The sequence below is a fragment of the Chromobacterium paludis genome, assembly GCF_008275125.1.
Classification (GTDB): Bacteria; Pseudomonadota; Gammaproteobacteria; order Burkholderiales; family Chromobacteriaceae; genus Chromobacterium; species Chromobacterium paludis.
On sequence record NZ_CP043473.1, the window covers coordinates 2498494 to 2521174 of the forward strand.

27 protein-coding genes are annotated in these 22681 nt (G+C 60.0%); 22 read left to right on the plus strand and 5 right to left on the minus strand.

Going from position 1 to position 22681, the window contains the following annotated elements; all coding sequences use genetic code 11:
- The first annotated feature begins 49 nt into the window (after positions 1 to 49).
- Genes FYK34_RS11610 through FYK34_RS11650 form a run of 9 tightly spaced genes read left to right on the plus strand, consistent with a single transcriptional unit; the run spans position 50 to position 8406 of the window.
- Entirely contained in the window at positions 50 to 1003 is a 954-nt protein-coding gene (locus tag FYK34_RS11610; protein WP_149296640.1) for a chemotaxis protein, read from the plus strand.
- A 43-nt stretch (positions 1004 to 1046) separates the two neighbouring features.
- Positions 1047 to 1988: a chemotaxis protein gene (locus FYK34_RS11615; RefSeq protein WP_149296642.1), complete on the plus strand. Its 942-nt coding sequence runs from the start codon at positions 1047 to 1049 to the stop codon at positions 1986 to 1988.
- 51 nt (positions 1989 to 2039) lie between these two features.
- Positions 2040 to 2435 carry a chemotaxis response regulator CheY gene (gene cheY / locus FYK34_RS11620; protein WP_103902406.1) on the plus strand — a complete coding sequence of 132 codons (396 nt, stop codon included), beginning with the start codon at positions 2040 to 2042 and terminating at the stop codon, positions 2433 to 2435.
- Between the two features lie 43 nt (positions 2436 to 2478).
- On the plus strand, positions 2479 to 3228 hold the full coding sequence (cheZ, locus tag FYK34_RS11625) for a protein phosphatase CheZ (protein WP_149296644.1): 750 nt from the start codon (positions 2479 to 2481) through the stop codon (positions 3226 to 3228).
- Positions 3229 to 3275: 47 nt separating this feature from the next.
- A complete protein-coding gene (locus FYK34_RS11630; RefSeq protein ID WP_149296646.1) occupies positions 3276 to 5174 on the plus strand; it encodes a chemotaxis protein CheA in 1899 nt (632 codons plus the stop codon).
- Between the two features lie 15 nt (positions 5175 to 5189).
- A complete protein-coding gene (locus tag FYK34_RS11635; protein ID WP_149296648.1) occupies positions 5190 to 6413 on the plus strand; it encodes an EAL and HDOD domain-containing protein in 1224 nt (407 codons plus the stop codon).
- A 30-nt stretch (positions 6414 to 6443) separates the two neighbouring features.
- Entirely contained in the window at positions 6444 to 7115 is a 672-nt protein-coding gene (tsaB, locus tag FYK34_RS11640; protein ID WP_149296650.1) for a tRNA (adenosine(37)-N6)-threonylcarbamoyltransferase complex dimerization subunit type 1 TsaB, read from the plus strand.
- Complete coding sequence (gene rimI / locus FYK34_RS11645; protein WP_149296652.1) at positions 7112 to 7555, plus strand: ribosomal protein S18-alanine N-acetyltransferase; 444 nt, start codon at positions 7112 to 7114, stop codon at positions 7553 to 7555. Before tsaB ends, rimI begins: the two co-directional genes overlap by 4 nt.
- Positions 7552 to 8406, plus strand: coding sequence for a uracil-DNA glycosylase (locus tag FYK34_RS11650; RefSeq protein WP_149296654.1), 855 nt, complete (start codon positions 7552 to 7554; stop codon positions 8404 to 8406). The genes rimI and FYK34_RS11650 overlap by 4 nt, the downstream gene beginning before the upstream one ends.
- Before the next feature lie 272 nt (positions 8407 to 8678).
- On the opposite strand, the gene rpmG is transcribed toward FYK34_RS11650, so the two are convergent.
- A complete protein-coding gene (rpmG, locus tag FYK34_RS11655; RefSeq protein WP_011137002.1) occupies positions 8679 to 8834 on the minus strand; it encodes a 50S ribosomal protein L33 in 156 nt (51 codons plus the stop codon).
- Positions 8835 to 8869: 35 nt separating this feature from the next.
- The gene (gene rpmB, locus FYK34_RS11660) at positions 8870 to 9103 is read right to left on the minus strand and encodes a 50S ribosomal protein L28 (protein WP_011137003.1); all 234 of its coding nucleotides are present in this window, start codon (positions 9101 to 9103) and stop codon (positions 8870 to 8872) included.
- A 279-nt stretch (positions 9104 to 9382) separates the two neighbouring features.
- Here rpmB and FYK34_RS11665 point away from each other — a divergent pair, with 279 nt between their 5' ends.
- From FYK34_RS11665 to FYK34_RS11685, 5 genes are all read left to right on the plus strand, one after another.
- Positions 9383 to 11023, plus strand: coding sequence for a CTP synthase (locus tag FYK34_RS11665; RefSeq protein ID WP_149296656.1), 1641 nt, complete (start codon positions 9383 to 9385; stop codon positions 11021 to 11023).
- A gap of 5 nt (positions 11024 to 11028) precedes the next feature.
- Complete coding sequence (gene kdsA, locus FYK34_RS11670; RefSeq protein WP_149296658.1) at positions 11029 to 11877, plus strand: 3-deoxy-8-phosphooctulonate synthase; 849 nt, start codon at positions 11029 to 11031, stop codon at positions 11875 to 11877.
- Positions 11878 to 11957: 80 nt separating this feature from the next.
- The gene (gene eno / locus FYK34_RS11675) at positions 11958 to 13241 is read left to right on the plus strand and encodes a phosphopyruvate hydratase (protein ID WP_149296660.1); all 1284 of its coding nucleotides are present in this window, start codon (positions 11958 to 11960) and stop codon (positions 13239 to 13241) included.
- 4 nt (positions 13242 to 13245) lie between these two features.
- Positions 13246 to 13569, plus strand: a complete 324-nt coding sequence (gene ftsB / locus FYK34_RS11680; protein ID WP_149296662.1) for a cell division protein FtsB — start codon at positions 13246 to 13248, stop codon at positions 13567 to 13569.
- Between the two features lie 47 nt (positions 13570 to 13616).
- Entirely contained in the window at positions 13617 to 15389 is a 1773-nt protein-coding gene (locus FYK34_RS11685) for a GGDEF domain-containing protein (protein ID WP_149296664.1), read from the plus strand.
- Between the two features lie 69 nt (positions 15390 to 15458).
- Here FYK34_RS11685 and FYK34_RS11690 read toward each other — a convergent pair whose 3' ends face one another.
- Complete coding sequence (locus tag FYK34_RS11690; RefSeq protein WP_149296667.1) at positions 15459 to 15761, minus strand: RnfH family protein; 303 nt, start codon at positions 15759 to 15761, stop codon at positions 15459 to 15461.
- The gene (locus FYK34_RS11695) at positions 15754 to 16191 is read right to left on the minus strand and encodes a type II toxin-antitoxin system RatA family toxin (protein WP_149296669.1); all 438 of its coding nucleotides are present in this window, start codon (positions 16189 to 16191) and stop codon (positions 15754 to 15756) included. The genes FYK34_RS11690 and FYK34_RS11695 overlap by 8 nt, the downstream gene beginning before the upstream one ends.
- A gap of 164 nt (positions 16192 to 16355) precedes the next feature.
- Here FYK34_RS11695 and smpB point away from each other — a divergent pair, with 164 nt between their 5' ends.
- From smpB to FYK34_RS11715, 4 genes are all read left to right on the plus strand, one after another.
- Positions 16356 to 16832: an SsrA-binding protein SmpB gene (gene smpB, locus FYK34_RS11700; protein ID WP_407923605.1), complete on the plus strand. Its 477-nt coding sequence runs from the start codon at positions 16356 to 16358 to the stop codon at positions 16830 to 16832.
- Positions 16829 to 17179, plus strand: a complete 351-nt coding sequence (locus FYK34_RS11705) for a hypothetical protein (protein WP_149296673.1) — start codon at positions 16829 to 16831, stop codon at positions 17177 to 17179. Before smpB ends, FYK34_RS11705 begins: the two co-directional genes overlap by 4 nt.
- Before the next feature lie 86 nt (positions 17180 to 17265).
- The gene (gene guaA / locus FYK34_RS11710) at positions 17266 to 18849 is read left to right on the plus strand and encodes a glutamine-hydrolyzing GMP synthase (protein WP_149296675.1); all 1584 of its coding nucleotides are present in this window, start codon (positions 17266 to 17268) and stop codon (positions 18847 to 18849) included.
- Between the two features lie 306 nt (positions 18850 to 19155).
- Positions 19156 to 20364: a tyrosine-type recombinase/integrase gene (locus tag FYK34_RS11715; RefSeq protein ID WP_149296677.1), complete on the plus strand. Its 1209-nt coding sequence runs from the start codon at positions 19156 to 19158 to the stop codon at positions 20362 to 20364.
- Here the strand turns inward: FYK34_RS11715 and FYK34_RS11720 are convergent.
- The gene (locus tag FYK34_RS11720) at positions 20339 to 20584 is read right to left on the minus strand and encodes a helix-turn-helix transcriptional regulator (protein ID WP_174774514.1); all 246 of its coding nucleotides are present in this window, start codon (positions 20582 to 20584) and stop codon (positions 20339 to 20341) included. The genes FYK34_RS11715 and FYK34_RS11720 overlap by 26 nt on opposite strands.
- 130 nt (positions 20585 to 20714) lie before the next feature.
- Here FYK34_RS11720 and FYK34_RS11725 point away from each other — a divergent pair, with 130 nt between their 5' ends.
- From FYK34_RS11725 to FYK34_RS11735, 4 genes are all read left to right on the plus strand, one after another.
- Positions 20715 to 20930 (plus strand): hypothetical protein, encoded by a 216-nt coding sequence (locus FYK34_RS11725; protein WP_149296679.1) that lies wholly within the window; start codon positions 20715 to 20717, stop codon positions 20928 to 20930.
- A 528-nt stretch (positions 20931 to 21458) separates the two neighbouring features.
- The gene (locus FYK34_RS21065; protein ID WP_269203798.1) at positions 21459 to 21584 is read left to right on the plus strand and encodes a hypothetical protein; all 126 of its coding nucleotides are present in this window, start codon (positions 21459 to 21461) and stop codon (positions 21582 to 21584) included.
- A gap of 65 nt (positions 21585 to 21649) precedes the next feature.
- Positions 21650 to 21979: a type II toxin-antitoxin system HicB family antitoxin gene (locus tag FYK34_RS11730; protein WP_149296681.1), complete on the plus strand. Its 330-nt coding sequence runs from the start codon at positions 21650 to 21652 to the stop codon at positions 21977 to 21979.
- A 139-nt stretch (positions 21980 to 22118) separates the two neighbouring features.
- Positions 22119 to 22679 (plus strand): recombinase family protein, encoded by a 561-nt coding sequence (locus FYK34_RS11735; protein WP_149296683.1) that lies wholly within the window; start codon positions 22119 to 22121, stop codon positions 22677 to 22679.
- Positions 22680 to 22681 lie beyond the last annotated feature (2 nt).

A 22681-nucleotide genomic window follows, 5' to 3' on the forward strand; every position in this document is an offset into this window, starting at 1 on the left:
GTATAAAGGGAAGTAGTGCGCCATTCCAAAAGATGCTGCGGAGGTTTCTGTGTCAGAGCTTCTCAAAAAAATCGACGCCAGAACCAAACTGGCAGGCACCAACAAGCTGGAAATCCTGCTTTTCTCATTGGGGCATGATCAGCGTACCGGCCGCAAAGAGGTATTTGGTATCAATGTCTTCAAAGTGCGCGAAGTGATGCGCACGCCGGAAATCACCTCCGCGCCGGAAATGCCCTCCTCCGTAGAAGGCATGGTAAGCCTGCGCGGCTCGCTGGTGCCGGTGATAGACCTGGCCAAGTACGCCGGCATCGTCACCAGCAACCGCCCGGAAATCATGATCGTCACCGAATACAACGGTCATACCCAAGGCTTTCTGGTCGAGGCGGTGGACACCATCCTGCGACTCGACTGGTCCGCGATGCGGGTGCCGCCTGACATGATCACCAACCGCATGGCCGGCCTGGTGACGGCCGTCACCGAGCTGGAAAACGGCGCGCTGGTGATGATGATGGACGTGGAAAAAGTGCTGGCCGAAACCAGCGTGATAGACGATGGCCACAGCTTCATCAATATCGAGCCAGTCAAGGAAGACCGCCGCATCTTCTTCGCGGACGACAGCGCCGTGGCGCGCAAGCAGATCGAGCGCACGCTGGAGGCGATGAATATCCGTTATACCTACGCGATCAACGGCATGCGCGGCTGGGAAGACCTGCAGAAAATGGCCCAGCAGGCCGAAGCGGCAGGCCGCAAGCTATCCGATGACCTGCATCTGGTACTGACCGACGTGGAAATGCCGGAAATGGACGGCTACATGCTGACCAAGATGATCAAGAGCGATCCAAGATTCGCCGGCATCCCGGTGCTGATGCACTCCTCGCTGTCCGGCTCATCGAACCAGAAGCTCGGCGAATCGGTCGGCGTGGACTCCTATGTCTCCAAGTTCGAGCCGCAAAAGCTGGCCAGCAAGCTGCGCCAGATGCTGAAACTGGAACCGAGCGAATAAACCAAGGCCTTCTTCAAGATTTTCAAGGGATAGGGATCACGACATGCCTAGCACCGACGCCTCCTTGCTTGCCAGTGTGGACGCCAGGACCAAGCTGGCAGGCTCCAACAAGATGGAGATCCTGCTGTTCTCGCTGGGAACGCGTGAGACATTCGGCATCAACGTATTCAAGGTGCGCGAAGTCTCGCAGACACCCGCCATCACAAAGACTCCGAACATGCCGTTTGGCGTGGAAGGCGTGCTGTCGTTGCGCGGCAACATCATTCCTGTCATCTCGCTGGCCAAATTCATCGGCTACAACAGCGCCGGCACCAAGTTCGACACGATGATCGTCACCGAATTCAACAAGAGCACCCAGGCCTTCCTGGTGGATTCGGTCGACCGCATCATCCGCGTGGACTGGGACAAGGTCCGGGCGCCGGAAAACATCATGGCCGCCGCCGGCGCCAACCAAAACCTGATCACCGCCGTCACCGAGCTGGAAAACGGCAAGCTGGTCTCCATTCTCGACGTCGAGCAGATTCTCGCCAGCGTAGTGGGCGAGCCGCGCCTGCCGGACGTGCCGACAGCTCAGTTGGAGAGTGATCAGTACATCTTCTTCGTGGATGACTCCGTGGTGGCACGCAAGGAAATCACAGGGGTCCTGGAAAAGATGGGCCTCAAGTTCCAGCAAGCAACCAATGGCCGCGAAGCGTGGGATCGGCTGCAAGTGCTGGCCGGACGCAACTGGGCGGACGGCGAGTGCCTGCACGACTACCTGAAAATCATCCTAGTCGATGCCGAGATGCCGGAAATGGACGGCTATGTGCTGACCAAGCTGATCAAGTCCGATCAACGCTTCAAGGGCATACCGGTTATCATGCACTCATCGCTGTCGTCCAACGCCAACCGCGCGATGGGCTCCAGCGTGGGCGTGGACTCCTATGTCGCCAAGTTCGACCCTGGCGTGTTGGCAGAAACTTTGATTCCATTCCTGCAAAGGTAGTCGCTACAATGTGCGCCTTGATGGAACATAGCTAATTCAGGACATACCTCGATGTCAGACAAGAACATGCGATTTCTGGTCGTGGACGACTTCTCCACCATGCGCAGAATCGTTCGCAACCTGTTGAAAGAGTTGGGGTTTACCAACGTAGACGAGGCGGAAGACGGCCAGGTCGCGCTGCACAAGCTGAAAACCCAACATTTTGACTTTATCGTTTCCGACTGGAACATGCCCAATATGACGGGCATAGAATTACTCAAGGCAGTACGGGCAGATCCTCAGCTGAAGCATCTCCCGTTCATGATGGTGACTGCGGAAGCCAAGCGCGAAAACATCATTGAAGCCGCCATGGCAGGTGCCAGCGGCTATATCGTGAAGCCTTTCACCGCCGCCACCATGGAAGAGAAGATGAACAAGATCTTCCAAAACATGAACAAGCCAGCCTGAGCACCAAAAAAGACTGCCCGAGTCGCATTGAGGAGGAAAAAACGTGCCCGATCATATTTTGGAGAACGGAGACTCGCCGGAGCTGGAAGCCCTGTTCGACAGCATCTCCCGCCAACATCAGCAGGAAGAGGACGCCGCCGAGCCGACAGGCACCCTGGCTCAGGCCGCCGCGACAAGCGCCGAGCCGACGCCGGCCTCGATGTACGAACAGATCGGCCAACTGACCCGCAAGATGCACGATGCCTTGCGCGACTTGGGCTATGACAAGTCCTTGGAAAAAGTGGCGGAAGCCATTCCTGATGCCAAGGACAGGCTGTCCTACATCGCCTCGCTGACGGAAAGCTCTGCCGAGCGCGTGCTGAACGCGACCGACATCGCCAAGCCGTTTCAGGACAAATTGGAAAGCCAGGCGACAGCGCTCAGCGAACGCTGGGAAAAACTGTACGCCAACCTGCTTAGCGTGGAAGAGTTCAAGAAACTGGCAGAAGAAACTCGTCAGTACTTGAAGGATGTGCCGAACCAGACCCAGGCAACCAATACTCAGCTGCTGGAAATCGTGATGGCCCAGGACTTTCAGGATCTGACGGGCCAGGTCATCAAGAAAATGATGGGCATGGTCAAGATTCTGGAAACAGAACTGGTGCACTTTCTGATCGAATTCTCGCCGGACAGCAAAAAGGGCGAACTAAACAGCAGCTTGCTCAATGGTCCGGTAATCAATCCGGAAGGCAAGGCCGACGTAGTCACCAGCCAGCAGCAGGTCGATGACCTGCTCGAAAGCTTGGGCTTCTAAACAGATACGCAGGCAAGACAACGCAAGACGAAGCGTGGGGTGGAAAAATGAGCGAATTTGGCGGCATGGAAGAGTTGCTTCAGGATTTCCTGATGGAATCCACCGACCTCCTGTCCGATGTGGACAACAAACTGGTCGAACTGGAAAAGCGCCCGGAAGACAAGGCTCTGCTCAATGACATTTTCCGCGGCTTCCATACCATCAAGGGCGGCGCCGGCTTTCTCAACGTCGGCCCGATGGTCAATCTGTGCCACCGTACGGAAAACCTGTTCGACAAGCTGCGCAACGGCGAAATGCATATCACCCCGGAAGTCATGGACGTCATTCTGGACGCCACAGGCATTGTCCGCGATATGTTCGGAACGCTGGGCCAAGGCTTGATGCCGACCGAGGCCGACGCACGCACCCTAGCGGCACTGGATGCCGCGTTGGCCGGCCAACCCCTCGCCGCAGAAACCGTTCAGCATCACCACGCCGCGCCGCAAGCGGAAGCGCCTTCCGCGCAGGCTGCCGTCGCCAGCGCCGGCAACGGGCCGGACTGGAACCAACTGTACCAAGCCGTTGCCCCGTCAGCCGCACCTGCGGCGGCTGCACCGCAACCGGCCGCCGCGCCGCAACCCGCAGCGCTCGCGCCCAGCAAAATGGAAGCTCCCGCGCCGGCGCCGGCCATGCCGGCTCCAGCCAAAGCGGCGCCGCCTTCCAAGCCGTCCGGCGCCGGCCCCGTAGCCAGCGGCCCGCAAGAAAATACCATCCGCATCGACACGGTCCGACTCGACATGGTGCTCAACCTGTCCGGCGAAATCGGCCTGACCAAAAACCGCCTGACCACCCTGCGCACCGAAATCCTTCAAGGCAACCGCGACACCAACACGCTGCGCTCGCTGGATGAAGCGATCAGTCAGCTTGACCTGCTGGTGGGCGATCTGCAAAACGCGGTGATGAAGACCCGCATGCAGCCTATCGGCCGCCTGTTCCAGAAGTATCCCCGCTTGGCGCGCGACCTGGCCCGCCAACTGGGCAAGGAAGTGGAGTTGGTGCTGTCCGGCGAAGAGACCGAACTCGACAAGACCATGATCGAGGACCTGAACGACCCGTTGGTCCACTTGGTCCGCAACGCGGTGGATCACGGCATCGAATCGCCTGAAGATCGCATAGCCGTCGGCAAGAAGCCTCAGGCCCTGGTGCAGCTGACCGCCGAGCAGGTGGGCGACCACATCCTGATCGAGATCACGGACGACGGCAAGGGCATGAACCCCGACGCGCTGCGCCGCAAGGCCATCGAAAAGGGCCTGATCGACCAGGAAACCGCCAACTCGCTGGACGAGAAGCAGTGCTTGCAGCTGATCTTCCTGCCCGGCTTCTCCACCAAGGACCAGATTTCCAGCGTATCCGGCCGCGGCGTCGGCATGGACGTGGTGCGCACCAATATCCAAAAACTGAATGGCCGCATCGACATCAACTCGGTAGCCGGCGAAGGCACTCGCATCAGCATCTCGCTGCCGCTGACCCTCGCCATCCTGCCGGTGCTGGTGGTGCGCGCCTGCAATCAACCGTTTGCCGTACCGCTGGCGATGGTCCGTGAAATCATCACCATCGACAGCAATGCCATCCAGGAAGTGTCCGGTCGCCCCACCATCGTGGTGCGCGACGAAATCCTGCCGCTGAAGACCTTGGCCGGCCTGCTGGGCTGGGAGCCGACCCAGAAGCCGTACTTTGGCGTGCTGATGCAATCGGCCGAAAAGTCTTTCATTCTGGCGATAGACTCCTTCGTCGGTCGCGACGATGTGGTGATCAAGCCGCTGCAGAACATCCGCCCGAAAGGCGTCGCCGGCGCCACGCTGTCCGGTGACGGCTCCGTCGTGCTGGTGCTCGACATGGAAGACCTGCTTGCCTCCAGCGAAAGCAATAATGTGCAAACGCGAACGACGGATATGATTGCCTCCTAACAACGGGGAGCAATGATGACTTCAAATACCGCCTTCATAGGAAGGCAACCTGTACTGAACCGAAATCAGCAGCTCATAGGCTATGAGCTGCTTTTTCGTCCCAGCAGCGATGCGCTGGGCGTAGGCAAGCACAGCGAGCTGCAGGCTGATACCGACGTGCTGGTCAATACCCTGAACAATATGGGTACCAGCTGGCTGATCGGCAACAAGCTGGCCTTCATCAATGTCGGCGAAGCCATGCTGAATAGCGAGTTCCTGGAACTGCTGCCGCCACGCCGCATCATTCTGGACTTGTCGCCGCGCATCACGCCAAGCAACGAGCTGCTGTCGCGCGCGCGTCATCTGCGCTCCATGGGCTTCGGCATTGCGCTGGATGACTTCAGCTTCGAGTCTCAGGCCGCCGCCTTTCTCGAGCTGGCCAATTACGTCAAGTTGGACATACAAAATCAGGATGCCACCCGCTTTCAGATGCAGGCCGCGCGGCTGCGCAGCTACCCCCTGATTCGCATCGCCGAGCGCGTGGAAACCCACGCCCAGTTCCACCTGTGCAAGGAACTCGGCATGGACGGCTTCCAGGGCTACTATTTCGCCAAACCGGAAACACTGGCCGCCAAGGTTATCCATCCCGCGTTCAGCAATACGCTGGAGCTGCTCAACCTGTTGCGCATGGATGCCGACATCCGCGATATCGAGCACGTGTTGAAACGCGATGTGGCCCTGTCGTACAAGCTGCTGCGCTACGTCAACTCCGCGGCCGCCGGCCTCAATACCGCCATCAGCTCCTTCTCCCACGCCGTCACCGTGCTGGGCTACCAGAAACTGTACCGCTGGCTGACCCTGCTGCTGGTCACAGCCTCCGACGACAACAACGCCCCGCCCGCGCTGCAGAAGACCGCCGTTACGCGCGGCCGCTTCATGGAACTGCTCGGCTTGGTGCAAGGCGAGCCGCACGACTTCAACGACAATCTGTTCATCGTGGGTCTGTTCAGTCTGCTGGACGTGCTGTTCGACATGCCCATGGACAAGATCATCGAACACCTGCAGCTGCCAGCCCCGGTCTCCGACGCCCTGTTGCATGGCCGCGGCCCCATGAGCCATTACCTGCGCCTGGCGCGTGCCTGCGAAGATGGCCAGCTGGATGGTGTGCCGCAACTGTGCGAACAGCTCGGTCTTTCTTCAGCGCAATTAAACGAGGCCCACATCTCCGCGCTCGCCTGGGTGGAGGAACTGGGCTTATAATTCCCAGCCCTGCAAGGTAGTAGCCACCCGATGAAACTGTTAGCACTCGACACTTCCACCACCTATCTGTCGCTGGCCCTGAGCCAGGGCGACGACATGCTCGTTTTCCACCAATGCGTGGAGCAGAAGCATGCCGAACGCACCTTGCCGGAGGTGTCGAAACTGTTGGCGGAAGCCGGCTGTACGCTGTCGTCGCTGGACGGCATCGTATTCGGCCAGGGGCCCGGATCCTTCACCGGCCTGCGCATCGCTTGCGGCATCGCCCAGGGCCTGGCCTATTCTGCGGATTTACCGGTCATCGCCATCCCCACCTTGGACAATCTGGCCCAACAGGCCGGGGAAGGCCAAGTGCTGGTGTGTTTCGATGCCCGCATGCAACAGGTGTACAGCGCGCTGTACCGCACAGGAGCGGACTGGGCAAGACTCAGCCCCATCCGCGTCGCCTCGCCCGAGGACATCGAGCTGCCCCAGGAAATCACCATCCTGGCGGGAGATGGATTCGACAACTACCCGCGCCTGCTCGAGCAGGCTCGCAGCCAGCTTCGCCTTTCGCCGCACAGCCGGCCGCATGCCGCGGCCTATGTCCAGCTGGCCGCCAGCGGCCGCTATCCCTCGGTGCATCCGCGCATGGCGGAACTGCTCTATGTTCGGGACAAGGTGGCGCTCACTTCCACCGAACAACAACAGGCCCGACAGCGATGAGCCTGGTTCGCCGCTTCGCCCCACAGGATGCCCAGCAGTTGGCCACGCTGGAACAGCAGGCGACAGCGCATCCCTGGCGAGTCGGCCAATATCGAGACAGCCTGGAGGCAGGCTATCCCTGCTATGGCCTGTTCGACGATCAAGGCACGCTGCAAGGCTTTGCCCTGATCATGCGCGTATTGGATGAGGCTGAGATTCTCAATATCGTCATCGGACAAGAATTTCAGGGCAAAGGCCTGGGGTCCGAACTCATGCGAGCCATTCTGCAGGACCTGCGCAATGACTGCTGCCGCCGTCTGTTTCTGGAAGTGAGAGAGAGCAATGCTCCGGCGCGAAAGCTCTACCAACGCTGCGGCTTTCACCAATGCGGATTGCGCAAGAACTACTACCCCGCCGCGCATGGGCGCGAACATGCCATCCTGATGGAGGCCGTATTGTGAGCCGCGCCAGCCTCTTGAAACAAGAAATGGGCCTGGGCCCTGCTTGGCATCCGCGGCAAGGCTGGTTCGAACACCATCCTGCCACGCTGCAGCCATGGCAGAGCGCGGATACCGCAGTCGCAGACGATGACGCCGCGGAAGATAAACCGGAGGCGGCAGCCAGCCAAACGGCCATCGCCCCGCCCCAGCCTTCCCTCGCGGCGGCGCCGTCGACGGCGGATCTGCCCCCCTCCGCGATAGCCACGCCGGCCAGCCCCATTCCGCGCGTCGAGACGCGCATCGAATTGCCACGACAGGACTGGCCTCAACTGGAGCGGGAAGTCTCAAACTGCCAACGCTGCCGCCTGTGCGAGACGCGCACCCAAACCGTGTTTGGCCGTGGCAATCCGCAAGCGCGCTGGATGCTGATTGGCGAAGCGCCGGGCGAAAACGAGGACAAGCAGGGACTGCCCTTCGTTGGCCGCGCCGGTCAGTTGCTGGACAATATGCTGGCGGCCACCGGTCTGGATCGGGATCGGGACGTCTATATCGCCAACGTGCTCAAATGCCGCCCGCCCGGCAACCGCAATCCGGCGCCGGACGAGATTGCCGCCTGCAACGGCTATTTACTGCAACAGATCCGTCATATCCAGCCTGCGCTGATCGTCGCGCTAGGTCGCTTCGCCGCGCAAACGCTGTTGGAAACGGAAGACGCCATCGGCCGCTTGCGCGGCAAAGTACACCACTACCAGGGCGTGCCGCTGGTGGTCAGCTATCACCCGGCCTACCTCTTGCGCAACCAGCCGGACAAGGCCAAGGCCTGGCAGGATTTGCTGCTGGCGCGCAAGGTATACAAGCAAGCCGGCCGCTAGGCGCGGGGCGCCTGAGCCGATCTGCGTCGAGCGTCTTCGTACCGGATCTTATGTGTTTCACGCTAGCAGGGCATGATCAGGCGGCGCGCAAACCGCCTCCGGGCGCAAGCGCCCAACAATCGCAACCGCCTCCAGCCCGCTTCCCATGCCAAAAGGCCAGTCGCGAGACTGGCCTTTGGCTTGTGCACAGGCGCCGCGCAAAGCAAGCGGGCAAATAAAAAACCCTTCTCCGTGCACCAGAGAAGGGCTCTTCTACCAAGCGGAGAACAAGCTTATTTCAGCTTGGTTTCCTTGTACAGAACGTGCTTGCGGGCAACGGGATCAAACTTCTTGATCTCCATTTTTTCCGGCATGGTGCGCTTGTTCTTGGTGGTGGTGTAGAAGTGGCCAGTGCCAGCGCTGGATTCCAGCTTGATCTTATCGCGCATGATGTGTACCTCTGTGCGTTATCTAGTTAGACCGCTTAGATCTCGCCGCGAGCGCGCAGATCAGCCAGCACCACATCAATGCCCACCTTGTCGATGGTGCGCAGTGCAGCGTTGGATACGCGCAGGCGCACCCAGCGGTTTTCGCTCTCTACCCAGAACTTGCGGTATTGCAGGTTCGGCAGGAAACGACGTTTAGTCTTGTTATTGGCGTGGGAAACATTGTTCCCGGTCATCGGACGCTTGCCGGTGACTTTGCAAACACGCGCCATGGTTAAACTCCCAAAACCGGTAAAAGCTGGCTTTATAACATAGAAAAAGCCAGTAATTCAAGCGGAACGCGCACCAGACGCAGGTCTGGCGTGCTCTCGTAATGAAACAGTCGGCGTGCATTGTAACGGAATCGCCACAACGGCGCGAGCTTTATCGCCAGCCGTCTATAGTGAGTGTTGCATTCTTCTCCGCCGAAACACTGCAAGACCATGCAGCAAGTGATTCAACTTCGTTCGATTTCAGGGTAAAATCCCGGATTCCCACAGAGCCGTAATCTCATGACCAAGTACATCTTCGTAACCGGTGGCGTGGTGTCCTCCCTGGGTAAGGGCATTGCCGCTGCGTCCATCGCCGCCATCCTCGAATCCCGCGGGCTGAAAGTCACCATGCTGAAGCTCGATCCGTATATCAACGTCGATCCGGGCACGATGAGCCCCTTCCAGCACGGCGAGGTGTTCGTCACCGAAGACGGCGCGGAAACCGACCTTGACCTCGGCCACTACGAGCGCTTCATCCACGCCAAGATGAAGAAGAGCAACAACTTCACCACCGGCCAGGTGTACGAATCGGTCATCACCAAGGAACGCCGCGGCGACTACCTGGGCGGCACCGTGCAGGTGATCCCGCACATCACCGACGAAATCAAGCTGAAGATGAGCGAAGGCGCGGCGGATGCCGACGTCGCCATCGTCGAGATCGGCGGCACCGTCGGCGACATCGAATCGCTGCCCTTCCTGGAAGCCATCCGCCAGATGCGCTCCAACCACGGCCGCAAGAACACGCTGTACGTGCACCTGTCCTATGTGCCTTACATCGCCACCGCCGGCGAGATCAAGACCAAGCCGACCCAGCACTCGGTGAAGGAGCTGCGCGAAATCGGCATCCAGCCGGATATTCTGCTGTGCCGCATGGACCGCGAGCTGCCGGAAGACGAAAAGCGCAAGATCGCCCTGTTCTGCAATGTGGAAGAGAACGCAGTCATCGGCTGCTACGACTCCGACTCCATCTACAAGGTGCCGGGCATGCTGCACGACCAGGGCATCGACGACATCATCGCCGAACAGCTGCAACTGGAGCTGCCCAAGGCGGACCTGTCGGTCTGGAATGGCATCATCGACGCCATCGAAAAGCCGGACCACAGCATCAATATCGCCATGGTCGGCAAGTACGTCGATCTGACCGAGTCGTACAAATCGCTGACTGAAGCGCTGAAGCACGCCGGCATCCACACCCGCACCAACGTCAACATCATCTACGTCGATTCGGAAGAAATCGACCGCGACGGCGCGGAATCGCTGCGTGACATGGACGCCATCCTGGTGCCCGGCGGCTTCGGCAAGCGCGGCGTGGAAGGCAAGATCAAGGCGGTGAAGTTCGCGCGCGAGAACAACATCCCCTATCTGGGCATCTGCCTGGGCATGCAGATCGCGCTGATCGAATACGCTCGCGACGTGGCCGGCATGGCCGACGCCAACTCCACCGAGTTCGACCTCGACACCAACTTCCCGGTGGTGGCGCTGATCGACGAGTGGGTGAACCACGACGGCAAGATCGAAAAACGCGACGAGAACTCGAACATGGGCGGCACCATGCGCCTGGGCGGCCAGCAATGCGACCTGGTCAACGGCTCCCTGGCGGCGCGCGTGTACGGCAATACCGAGATCACCGAGCGCCATCGCCACCGCTACGAAGTCAACAACTACTACATCCCGCGCCTGGAGCAAGCCGGCCTGACCATCAGCGGCCGCTCCGCCGGCCATGAAAAGCTGGTGGAAACCATCGAGCTGGCGGACCATCGCTGGTTCTTCGCTTGCCAGTTCCATCCGGAGTTCACCTCCACCCCGCGCGACGGCCACCCATTGTTCATCGCCTACGTCAAGGCCGCGCTGGCCTACCAGGCCGACAAGCAGGGCAACTGACGCAGATGAAGCTGTGTGGATTTGAAGTCGGCCTTGACCGGCCGCTGTTCCTGATCGCCGGCCCCAGCGTGGTGGAAAGCGCCCAAATGGCGCTGGACACCGCCGGCCGGCTCAAGGAAATCGCCGACGACCTGGGCATCCCGTTCATTTACAAGTCCAGCTACGACAAAGCCAACCGCGCCGCGCCGGGCGCCTTCCGCGGCTTTGGCATCGACCAGGGCCTGCGCATCCTCGAAGACGTGCGGCGCCAGATCGGCGTGCCCATCCTCACTGATGTGCACACCGAAAACGAGATGGTGCAGGTCGCCAGCGTGGTGGACGTGGTGCAAACGCCCGCCTTCCTGGCCAACCAGGCCGACTTCATCCGCGCAGCCGCCCAGTGCGGCAAGCCGGTCAACATCAAGAAGGGCCAGTTCATGGCCCCCAGCGAGATGCGCCAGGTGATCCTGCGCGCGCGCGAAGCGGCGCGCGAGGCCAACTTGCCGGAAGATGTGTTTCTGGCCTGCGAACGCGGCTCGTCCTTCGGTTACAATGACCTGATTGCCGACATGCGCTCCCTGGCCCTGATGCGGGAAACCGGCTGCCCGGTAGTCTTCGACATCAGCCATTGCGCGCAATTGCCCGGCAGACAGGACGAGAACACGGATCCGCGCCGCCTGATGCCCGTACTGGCGCGCGCCGCAGTTTCTGCGGGCGTGGCGGGTATCTATCTGGAGACCCACCCCACCCCTGAAAAAGCATTGTGCGACGGCGATATCGCCTGGCCGCTGCACCGCATCAAGGAATTGCTGACCACGCTCAAGGCGCTGGATGAGATGGTCAAGCATAATCCCTGGCTAGAGCACTCGCTGTAATAGACAGCCGGTAGAGTCGGTCCGGCAAGCCGGACCGACCGCCTCTGCAAGTTCAACCGAAAGCTATGAAGGGAAAGACAATGAGTTCGATCGTTGACGTGGTAGCTCGTGAAATTCTGGATTCGCGCGGCAATCCCACCGTGGAAGCCGACGTTCTGCTGGAATCCGGCGTGATGGGCCGTGCCGCCGTGCCGTCCGGCGCCTCCACCGGCACCCGCGAAGCCCTGGAATTGCGTGACGGCGACAAGAGCCGCTATCTGGGCAAGGGCGTATTGAAGGCCGTTGACAACATCAATACCGAAATCTGCGAAGCGATCATCGGTCTGGACGCCTCCGACCAGGCCTTCATCGACAAGACCATGATCGAACTCGACGGCACCGAGACCAAGTCCCGCCTCGGCGCCAACGCCATCCTGGCCGTCTCCATGGCCGTGGCTCGCGCCGCCGCCGAAGACTCCGGCCTGCCGCTGTACCGCTACTTGGGCGGCGCCGGCCCGATGGCCCTGCCGGTGCCGATGATGAACGTCATCAACGGCGGCGAGCACGCCAACAATACCCTGGACATCCAGGAATTCATGATCATCCCCGTGGGCGCGCAAACTTTCCGCGAAGCGCTGCGCATGGGCGCCGAGGTCTTCCACAACCTGAAGAAGATCTGCGACAAGAAGGGCTACGCCACCACCGTCGGCGACGAAGGCGGCTTCGCTCCCAATCTGGAAAGCCATGAAGACGCGATCAAGCTGATTCTGGAAGCCGTGGACGCCGCTGGCTACGTGGCCGGCCAAGACCTGATGATCGCGCTGGACTGCGCCGCGTCGGAATTCTACCGCGACGGCAAGTACCACCTGACCGCCGAAAAACTGTCGCTGTCCTCGGAAGAGTTCGCCGACTACCTGGAAAACCTCGTCAACAAGTACCCGATCATCTCGATCGAAGACGGCATGGCCGAGCAAGACTGGGCCGGCTGGAGCCTGCTGACCCAGCGCCTGGGCGAAAAAGTGCAGATCGTCGGCGACGACGTATTCGTCACCAATCCGAAGATTCTGGCCGAAGGCATCGCCAAGGGCGTAGCCAATTCCCTGCTGGTGAAAGTGAACCAAATCGGTTCGCTGTCGGAAACCCTGAAAGCAGTTGATCTGGCCAAGCGTTCCCGCTATACCTGCGTTATGAGCCACCGCTCGGGCGAAACCGAAGACAGCACCATCGCCGATCTGGCCGTTGCCACCAACTGCATGCAGATCAAGACCGGTTCCCTGTCCCGCTCCGACCGCATGGCCAAGTACAACCAGCTGCTGCGCATCGAAGAAGAGCTGGGCGACGCCGCTTACTACCCGGGCCGCGCGGCCTTCTACCACCTGAAGTAATCGCATGCGCTGGCTGACCGTGACCCTGGTATCCGTGATCCTCGCCTTGCAATGGCCGCTCTGGTTCGGCAAGGGCAGCTGGTTTAGGGTCTGGCAGCTGGACAAGCAGCTGCAGGAACAGCGGGCGACCACCCAAAAGCTGGTTGCCCGCAACGCCGCGCTAGACGCGGAAGTGCGCGATCTGAAACAAGGAAGCGACGCCATAGAAGAAAGAGCTCGGAACGAACTTGGCATGATTCGCGATGGTGAGGTATTTTTCCAGCTGCTGGACACCAGCAAGCTACCTCCGCCGGCGAGTCATCAGATGACGGACACTCACACTCGCTGAATATTCCAATGATGGCTGGCCGCCTAAAAAGCACCAAGGTCTGGGCAATGACGACACAAAACCCCATCGAAGTGGCACGAGAAACCCTGAAGCAATTGTCTCTACGCAAACTGCTTCCCACGCCGGAAAACTTCGAAAGGGTTTACCACGAGTTGACGCAGACGCCGATGGCACGCGACAACAAGCTGGCCATCCTGCTGCTCCGCGCCCTGGAAACCCTGCCTCAGGACAACGTCCAGGCGAAAGTCACCTTCAACCGCCTGAAGCAGGTTTGCGACGACAATCGCTGGGAACAGGCGCCGCAGCTGATCATAGACTTTTTACGCAGCAGCTTCTCCAGTCAGCAACTAACGCAAAGCTGGGGTCTGCTGATCCAGAATTTGATCAAGAGCTGGGAAACCCGCCAGCCCGATCTGCCTCAACACCACAAGCAAAGCACGCTCGACCGTGTGCTGATCAATTACGGCAGCCAGCCGGAAGAACTGAACCAGAAACTGGTGGCGCTGCTGCAAAACTGGAACGCAGCCCCCTCCGCCCGCGAAGCCATGCCCGCGCTCGAATCCGCCGCAGAGGGGGAAACAGGGCCGGCCCCAAGCAGCCCCGGCAGCTGGCAAGCCTGGCAGAGAACCCTGGCCTTCGCGCTCAAGCATGGGCTGGAGCCGCGCCTCGCCAGCTATCCGGAACTGGTCGACAATCTGGAGTCGCTGCTGCGCGAGCTGGACGGCATCGTCGAAGACGAGGCGCTGAACGCCTTCATGCCCAAGCTGCGCGCCTTCATGATCAAGCTGGAGCTGCAGTCGCAACAGGAAGGCCGCCTGGCGGTAGGACTGACGAATCTGCTCAAGCTGATGCTGGACAATATCGCCGAGCTGAACCGCTCCGACGACTATCTGCTGGGCCAGGTCAGCTCCCTGCAGGAAATGCTCAGTCAAGAGCCGCTGTCCATGCAGCAGATTTACCAGCTGGAAAGCAGCCTGAAGGAAGTGATACGCAAGCAAGGCATGCTGAAAAGCTCGCTGGACGAAGCCGCCAGCTCCTTGCGCGCCCTGCTGGACCGCTTCGTCAACCGCCTGGCAGCGATGACGGACAGCACCGACGAATTCCACGCCAAGATCCAGCATCACAGCGAGAAGCTCAAGCAAACCAGCAATGTGGACGACCTGGGCGGCATCATCAGCGCGCTGATGGAGGATACCTCGGTCATGCAGCTGGACCTGACCCGCTCCCGCGATGAATTGGTTTCCGCCAAGGAGCAGGTGGAGGCGGCGGAGCGCCGCATCCAAGAACTGGAGACCGCGCTGGAGGCTGCCAGCGCCAAGGTCAAGGAAGACCAGCTCACCGGCGCCTACAACCGCCGCGGCCTGGCCGAATATTTCCAGCGCGAGATCAGCCGCGCCGAACGCACCGCCGCGCCGCTGTCCGTGGCGCTGATCGACGTGGACAACTTCAAGCAGCTGAATGACCGCTACGGCCACCTGGCCGGCGACGACGCGCTGAAGTATCTGGTCGACACCATCAAGCACAGCCTGCGCCCCGCCGACATCGTCGCCCGCTTCGGCGGCGAGGAGTTTGTCATCCTGATGCCCGATACCCCGGAACAGGAAGCGGTGCAAACCGTGCAGCGCCTGCAGCGCGAACTGACCAAGACCTTCTTCCTGGCCAACAACGACAAGCTGCTGATCACCTTCAGCGCCGGCGTGGCGCGCTGGCATCTGGGCGAAAAAGAAACCGATGTGCTAGAGCGCGCGGACCATGCCATGTACCAGGCCAAGATCAACGGCAAGAACCGCGTCTGCTCCGCTGAAGAAGAACCCGTTTGATACCGCGCCGGTCGGCATGCAAAAAAGGGATGGCGCGCCATCCCTTTTTGCTTACGCCCAGACGGCCACTCAGCCGCCTTTCTTCATTTTCTTGCCGGCCTCCGCGCGCTGGCGCCTCACTTCCTTCGGGTCCGCCAACAGCGGTCGGTATATTTCCACCCGGTCGCCTTCGCGCAACAAGGCATCCGGCTTGGCGACCTTGCCGAAAATACCCAGCTTCAGCGCAGATTCGTCCAGCTCTGGACACTCAGGTAGGATGCCGGACGCGCGCACCGCGTCCAGCGCGCTAGCGCCTGCCGGCAGCGCCAACGCGCGCAGCCATTGCTTGTCCGGCATGGCATACGCCACTTCGACGTTCAGCATTTCAGTCATCGCCATACTTTCTATCGGCCTCCTTGATGAAGGCGTCCACCAACGTGCTGGAGATATGGCCAAACACCGGCCCTATGATTTTCTCCAGGATGCGGCTGGAAAACTGGTAACGCAGGCTGAACTCAATCTTGCAGCCGAAGTCACCCAGGGGCTTGAAGTGCCACAAGCCTTCCAAAAATTCGAACGGCCCATCCACCAGCTCCATGCGGATGGATTCGTTCTCCACATTGTGATTGCGCGTGGTGAAGTGCTGCTTCACCTTCAGGTAATCGATATGCAGGCTGGCCACCACTTGGCCGCCCTCGCGCGACAGTACCTCGGTTTTTCCGCACCAGGGCAGGAAACGGCTGTAATGCTCGATATCGTCCACCAGCGCGTACATTTGCGCCGGCGTGTGCGCCACCAGGACGCTTTTCTCGACTTGCTGCATCGGCAAAAACCCGGCGCGGCCGGGGTCTCGGATTGGAAATCAAAGCACAATTCTAACAAAAACCGCCCCGCTCCGCCTTGACCCTGCCCGTTGGCAGTCTCTCCACATCAAGCCACTGAAAAGGCACGACTTTGGTTGCGCGCCGGCTTCTGCTACAATGGCGGATTCAAAGGAACCCGCCACACATGAGCATCATCCAGAACCGCAAGGCTTTCCACGACTACTTCATCGAGGAAAAACTCGAGGCCGGGCTTGTGCTGGAAGGGTGGGAGGTCAAGGCCATCCGCGCCGGCCGCGTTCAGCTCAAGGAAAGCTACGTGGACTGGAAAAACGGCGCCTTCTGGCTGACAGGCTGCCACATCACCCCGCTGCAATCCGCCTCCACCCACGTCAAGCCGGACCCGGTGCGCCCGCGCAAGCTCTTGATGTCCCAGGCCGAAATCAACCGTTTCATCGGCAAGGTGGAACGCGCCGGCTACACCATGATGGCGCTGGACCTGCACTACACCAAGGGTAATATCAAGGTCGAAGTGGGCCTGGCCAAGGGCAAGAAGCTGCACGACAAGCGCGATACCGAAAAAGACCGCGAATGGCAGCGCGAAAAGCAACGCATGATGAAGAACCAGCGGGGCGCGGCATGAAGCGCGGCGCCGCTCTGCCCATCGCCTTGATCTGCATAGGCGGCGTCTGGCTGCTGAAAAGCGCCGCCTGGCTCCCCAACACCCCCACCCTGCTCGCCCTGCTGCTGTTCGCGGCGGGCGTGTTGCTATTCGCCGTCGACGGCTTCAACAAATCCACCCTGGTCAGCAGCCCGTTGCTGGCCTACGCCGGCGCCAGCATCTACGCCATGGACCAGCTCAATCTGGCCGCCAGCCATTTCATGGCCTTCGGCATGGTCTTGGCCGGCGTATTGCTGCTGATCGCGCGCAGCGACCGCGTGCCGGAACGACGGGAACCGCCCCGCCGCTTCCCGCGGCAAGACGATTAATCGATTTTGGGCCAGCCGCCTGAAATCACAGAATTATTCCCAGCATTGACGATAATGGCCTTAACGGCCTGCATTACTTTTCAAGGATAGGCATGGACAAGATCCTCATTCTCGACTTCGGCTCCCAGGTCACCCAGCTGATCGCCCGCCGCGTACGCGAAGCTCACGTTTACTGTGAGCTTCATTCTTTCGACATGCCCATCGAAGAGATCCAGGCCTTCGCGCCTAAAGCCATCATTCTGTCCGGCGGCCCCAACTCGGTATACGAGTCCGACTACCAGGCCGACCCCAAGCTGTTCGAGCTGGGCGTGCCGGTGCTGGGCATCTGCTACGGCATGCAGTTCATGGCCCAAACCCTGGGCGGCAAAGTGGAAAGCGGCGACAAGCGCGAGTTCGGCTACGCCCAGATCAAGGCGCGCCACCACTCCAAGCTGCTGGAAGGCCTGCAAGACCAAGTGGACGACGCCGGCAACGGCTTCCTCGACGTGTGGATGAGCCACGGCGACAAAGTCACCGCGCTGCCGGCCGGCTTCCAGGTGATCGCCGAAACCCCGTCCTGCCCGTACGCGGCGATGGCGGATGAGGCCCGCGGCTTCTACGGCGTGCAGTTCCACCCGGAAGTGACCCACACCAAGCGCGGCACCGAAATGATCCACCGCTTCGTGCTGCACATCGCCGGCTGCAAACCCAGCTGGACCATGCCCAACTACATCGACGAAGCCGTGAAGAAGATCCGCGAGCAAGTCGGCGACGAGGAAGTCATCCTCGGCCTGTCCGGCGGCGTGGACTCCTCCGTGGCCGCCGCGCTGATCCACCGCGCCATCGGCGACCAGCTGACCTGCGTCTTCGTCGACCACGGCCTCTTGCGCCTGAACGAAGGCAAGATGGTGATGGAAATGTTCGCCCAGAACCTGGGCGTCAAAGTGGTGCATGTGCAGGCCGAAGCCGACTTCATGGCCAAGCTGGCCGGCGAGTCCGACCCGGAGAAGAAGCGCAAGATCATCGGCGCCGAATTCATCGAAGTCTTCGACCGCGAATCCGGCAAGCTGACCAACGCCAAGTGGCTGGCCCAGGGCACCATCTACCCGGACGTGATCGAATCGGCCGGCGCCAAAACCAAGAAGGCCCACACCATCAAGAGCCACCACAATGTGGGCGGCCTGCCGGAAGACATGAACCTGAAGCTCTTGGAGCCGCTGCGCGAGCTGTTCAAGGACGAAGTCCGCCAGCTGGGCGTGGCGCTCGGCCTGCCGCACGACATGGTCTACCGCCACCCCTTCCCGGGTCCGGGCCTGGGCGTGCGCATCCTGGGCGAAGTGAAGAAGGAATACGCCGACCTGCTGCGCCAGGCCGACGCCATCTTCATCGAAGAGCTGCGCAACACTGTCGACGAGAAGACCGGCAAGAACTGGTACGAACTGACCAGCCAGGCCTTCGCCGTGTTCCTGCCGGTGAAGTCCGTCGGCGTGATGGGCGACGGCCGCACCTACGACTACGTGGTGGCATTGCGCGCCGTGGTGACCAGCGACTTCATGACCGCCCACTGGGCGGAGCTGCCCTACAGCCTGCTGGGCCGCGCGTCCAACCGCATCATCAATGAGGTCAAGGGCATCAATCGCGTGGTTTACGACGTCAGCGGCAAGCCGCCGGCGACGATTGAGTGGGAATGATCCCACGTCTGGCAGTGGCTGGCATCGACAGGCACTAAAAGACAGCTAAGCCCGCGATTTTGCGGGCGTTTTTGTCTTTTTGTGCGGCACTGGCTGGCAGCCTCAGGCATGTCCAAGCAGACTTTTTTCATGGCATTTCGGATGGTACTATGTGCCTTGGATGCCATGATTCGTTTCGATACCATGCCACGAGGGTGCAGGGTGACATGGTATTGAGATTGCCTAAGTGATTGATTTGTAAGGAATAGATCGCCTCGCAGGGGTCTGTCTCTAGCATGGTATCGGCGACCAATAGGAACCGAGAACATGCTGACTGATACCAAGCTGCGCAGCCTGAAGGCGCAGGACAAGCTCTACAAGGTGAACGACCGTGATGGCCTCTATGTGGCCGTCACTCCGGCCGGGGCGATCTCTTTTCGCTACAACTACTCGATCAATGGTCGGCAAGAGACCATCACCTTCGGCCGCTATGGCATCGGAGGGATCACCCTTGCCGAAGCTCGCGAGCAACTGGCAGACGCCAAGAAGATGATCGCCAGCGGCAAGTCGCCGGCGAAGGAGAAGGCGCGAGACAAGGCCCGCGTCAAGGATGCAGAGACCTTCGGCGCATGGGCCGAGAAGTGGCTGCGCGGCTACCAGATGGCCGACTCCACCCGAGACATGCGTAGAGCGGTCTATGAGCGCGAGCTGAAGCCGAAATTCGGCAACCAGAAGCTGGTCGAAATCACCCACGAAGACCTGCGGGCGTTGACTGATGCCATCGTGGAGCGCGGCGCACCAGCCACAGCTGTCCACTCCCGCGAAGTGGTCCTGCAGGTCTACCGCTGGGCCATCGAGCGCGGCCAGAAGGTCGAGAACCCGGCAGAACTGGTGCGGCCGACCACCATCGCCAAGTTCGAACCGCGCGACCGGGCGTTGACGCCAGATGAGATCGCGCTGATGTACCAGTACATCGAGCGCATTGGCACTACACCATCCATTCGGGCGGCGGCCAAGCTGTTGTTGCTGACGATGGTCCGCAAGAGTGAGCTGACCAACGCGACCTGGAGCGAGGTCAATTTCAGCGAGGCGCTGTGGACGATTCCCAAGGAGCGGATGAAGCGACGCAACCCGCATCTGGTCTTCCTGTCCCGCCAAGCACTGGACATCTTCATTGCGCTGAAGACCTTTGCCGGCGGTTCGGACTATGTGTTGCCGTCTCGGTATGACTCGGATACGCCAATGAGCAGCGCCACGCTCAACCAGGTGCTGACGCTGACGTACAGGCTTGCGCAGAAGGAGGGAAAGCCTCTCGGCAAGTTTGGGCCGCATGACCTGCGGCGAACGGCCAGCACGCTATTGCACGAGGCTGGCTACAACACGGACTGGATTGAGAAAAGCCTTGCCCACGAGCAGCGCGGTGTGCGGGCGGTCTACAACAAGGCCGAATACCGTGAGCAACGCACGGCCATGCTGCAGGACTGGGCAAACATGATTGATGAGTGGGTCCTCAAACGGCCCCTGCAAGGGGCGTGATGCCGGGGCGCAATGCATGAGCGCCAGAAGACCGTCGCGCCTCGATCCATTGCTCCACCTCGGCCAGGTCCCACGCTACGTTCCGGCTGGTAAGTGCAATGCGGCGCGGGAATTCCCCACGCTGCTCCATGTTGAAGATCGTGCGCTCGGAAAGCGGGATCATCGCCAGCAGCTTCTTGCGGTTGATGAGTGTCTTGGTGTAAACCTCTTCGATCTGCATAACTACGATTCCATGCGTTCGATAACGGCTCCAAGAATGCCTTGGCATGGAGTAAGGTGCAGCTTATTAAGTTATCGTTATGGTTGACAACTTGTCGCGCGTTCGTTGTTACACGCGCAGGAGATTGGCGATGGAAAAGCAATGCGTGTACACGGCACCGAACGGCGACGATGTTGGTGCGTTTCGGGAGGATGCGCTGTCTTTGAGTGACGCATTGGCGGCGTCTGCTTGCGCGCCAAATTTTATATTTCAGATCGACGCGATGATGTCCGACCTGCTGGATGGTATGCGGCGACAAAGTGCTGATGCGTTACTACGCAAGGAAATTGGCAGTCGTTTGGTTTAGTCGGAGGTCGGAAAACGCCGGGTAAGGCGTGTACACGCATTCACTTTGGTGATTTTTCGGTGCGGTAGCCGCTACGATACGTTGCTCAGATGGTCTAGCCGATATTCTTGCGGGACGGAGTGAAGGGCTTTAGAAATTGCTTGTCGTTCTATACCGAGTTGTCGCGCTACCGCGGACTGATTCATACCTGAATATAAGAGCGCGATGATCTCTTTTTTCCGGTCGGAAATGTGGTTATTCACGAGCATGCGCGCCTCCCACCGAAGCCGGGTTTCCAATGTATCAATTCGATCTGGTGGTTGTTGCTCATACGTTAGGCTACGATGAACCGACAGCAGCCGAATATATTCATCCACCGCCGGGTTTCCCGACTTGGCATAGGCCGCAGCGGTGCCAGCCCAACTTGACACATCCATCAAACACATTCTCGATGATGACGCGGAGGAATTGGGCTGCGGCCAGGTTCACTACGCCTTGGAGCTAGGAGGCCAGCTTTTCCTAGTCTGGAACGACATGGACAGCGGGTCCATGATCGTTTCGCCGGTCGAGCATTGGGACTTGGAAAACCTGCTTGATGCAATTGATGACCCGATGCCGGTGCTTTCGTTTGCTGAAATTGAGGCATCAGCCCTGACGGCCAAGGCAACTCATTGAAACCCAAAATGACCAAACGCCGCCAATAAGCCGGCGGCGCGGGAGAAATACTAATGGCGTTTTTTATGACCTATCTGGTGGATGAAGTCAACGGTGGCATTCGGGCAAGCTTGCCAGACTTCAATCTTTACACATTCGCCTCGGCGGTTTCCGAGGTGCCTGTCAGGTTGCAGGAAGCCATCGCCGCCGGATACCACGGCAAAGAGCCAAAATCATCTGGGCTGGATGACCTGAAGGATGATCCTCGCTATCAGGGCGGATGGTGGCTTTGGCTCAACATTGACGTGGACGATTTACCCGCGCGGCGGCGCAGCAGGAAGGCGGCAAGCCACAAGCGTTCCAAGGGGCCAGGTCGTCGCGGTGACGCCCAGAGCGGGGCTGCCAGATCGGCCTGAACACTTCAGGCTCTGAGTGTCATCCCTTTGTTCACAAAACGGTCGTTTTTTGTACGGTTAGAAGCATGTGCTGTAGCGCTGGCCCATGATATTTTGAAGTGTTAGAATTCCCGTCCACTTTTCTATGGTGTGAAAACGTATGGGAAAGTTGCGTTTGGGCTATGCCCGCGTATCGACTGACGATCAAACGACCGCGCTGCAGGCGGATGCTTTGCAGCGAGCGGGGTGTCATCGCGTCTATCAGGACACAGCGAGTGGCAAGTCTGGTGTGGCCCGCCCGCAGTTGGAAGAGTGCTTGGCCGACTTGCGCGAGGGCGACACCCTCGTCGTTTGGCGTCTGGATCGGCTAGGGCGAAGCCTGCCTGACCTTGTGCGTATCGTCACTGAGTTGGTTGAACGTGGGGTTGGCTTTGAGTCGCTGACCGAGAAGATCGAAACAACGAACGCATCAGGCAAGCTGATGTTTCATCTCTTTGCCGCGCTAGCTGAGTTTGAGCGAAATCTGATCCGCGAGCGTACCAAGGCTGGTCTTACCGCAGCACGTGCGCGTGGTCGCTTGGGCGGTAGGAAGCCCAAGTTGGACGCCAAGCAGATCAGGCACATTAAAGCGCTGCTTAATGACCCGAAGACTAGCGTCACAGAGTTGGCGCGCGACTACGGGGTGTCCCGCACGACAATCTATAAACACTGCGGTGTTTAGCT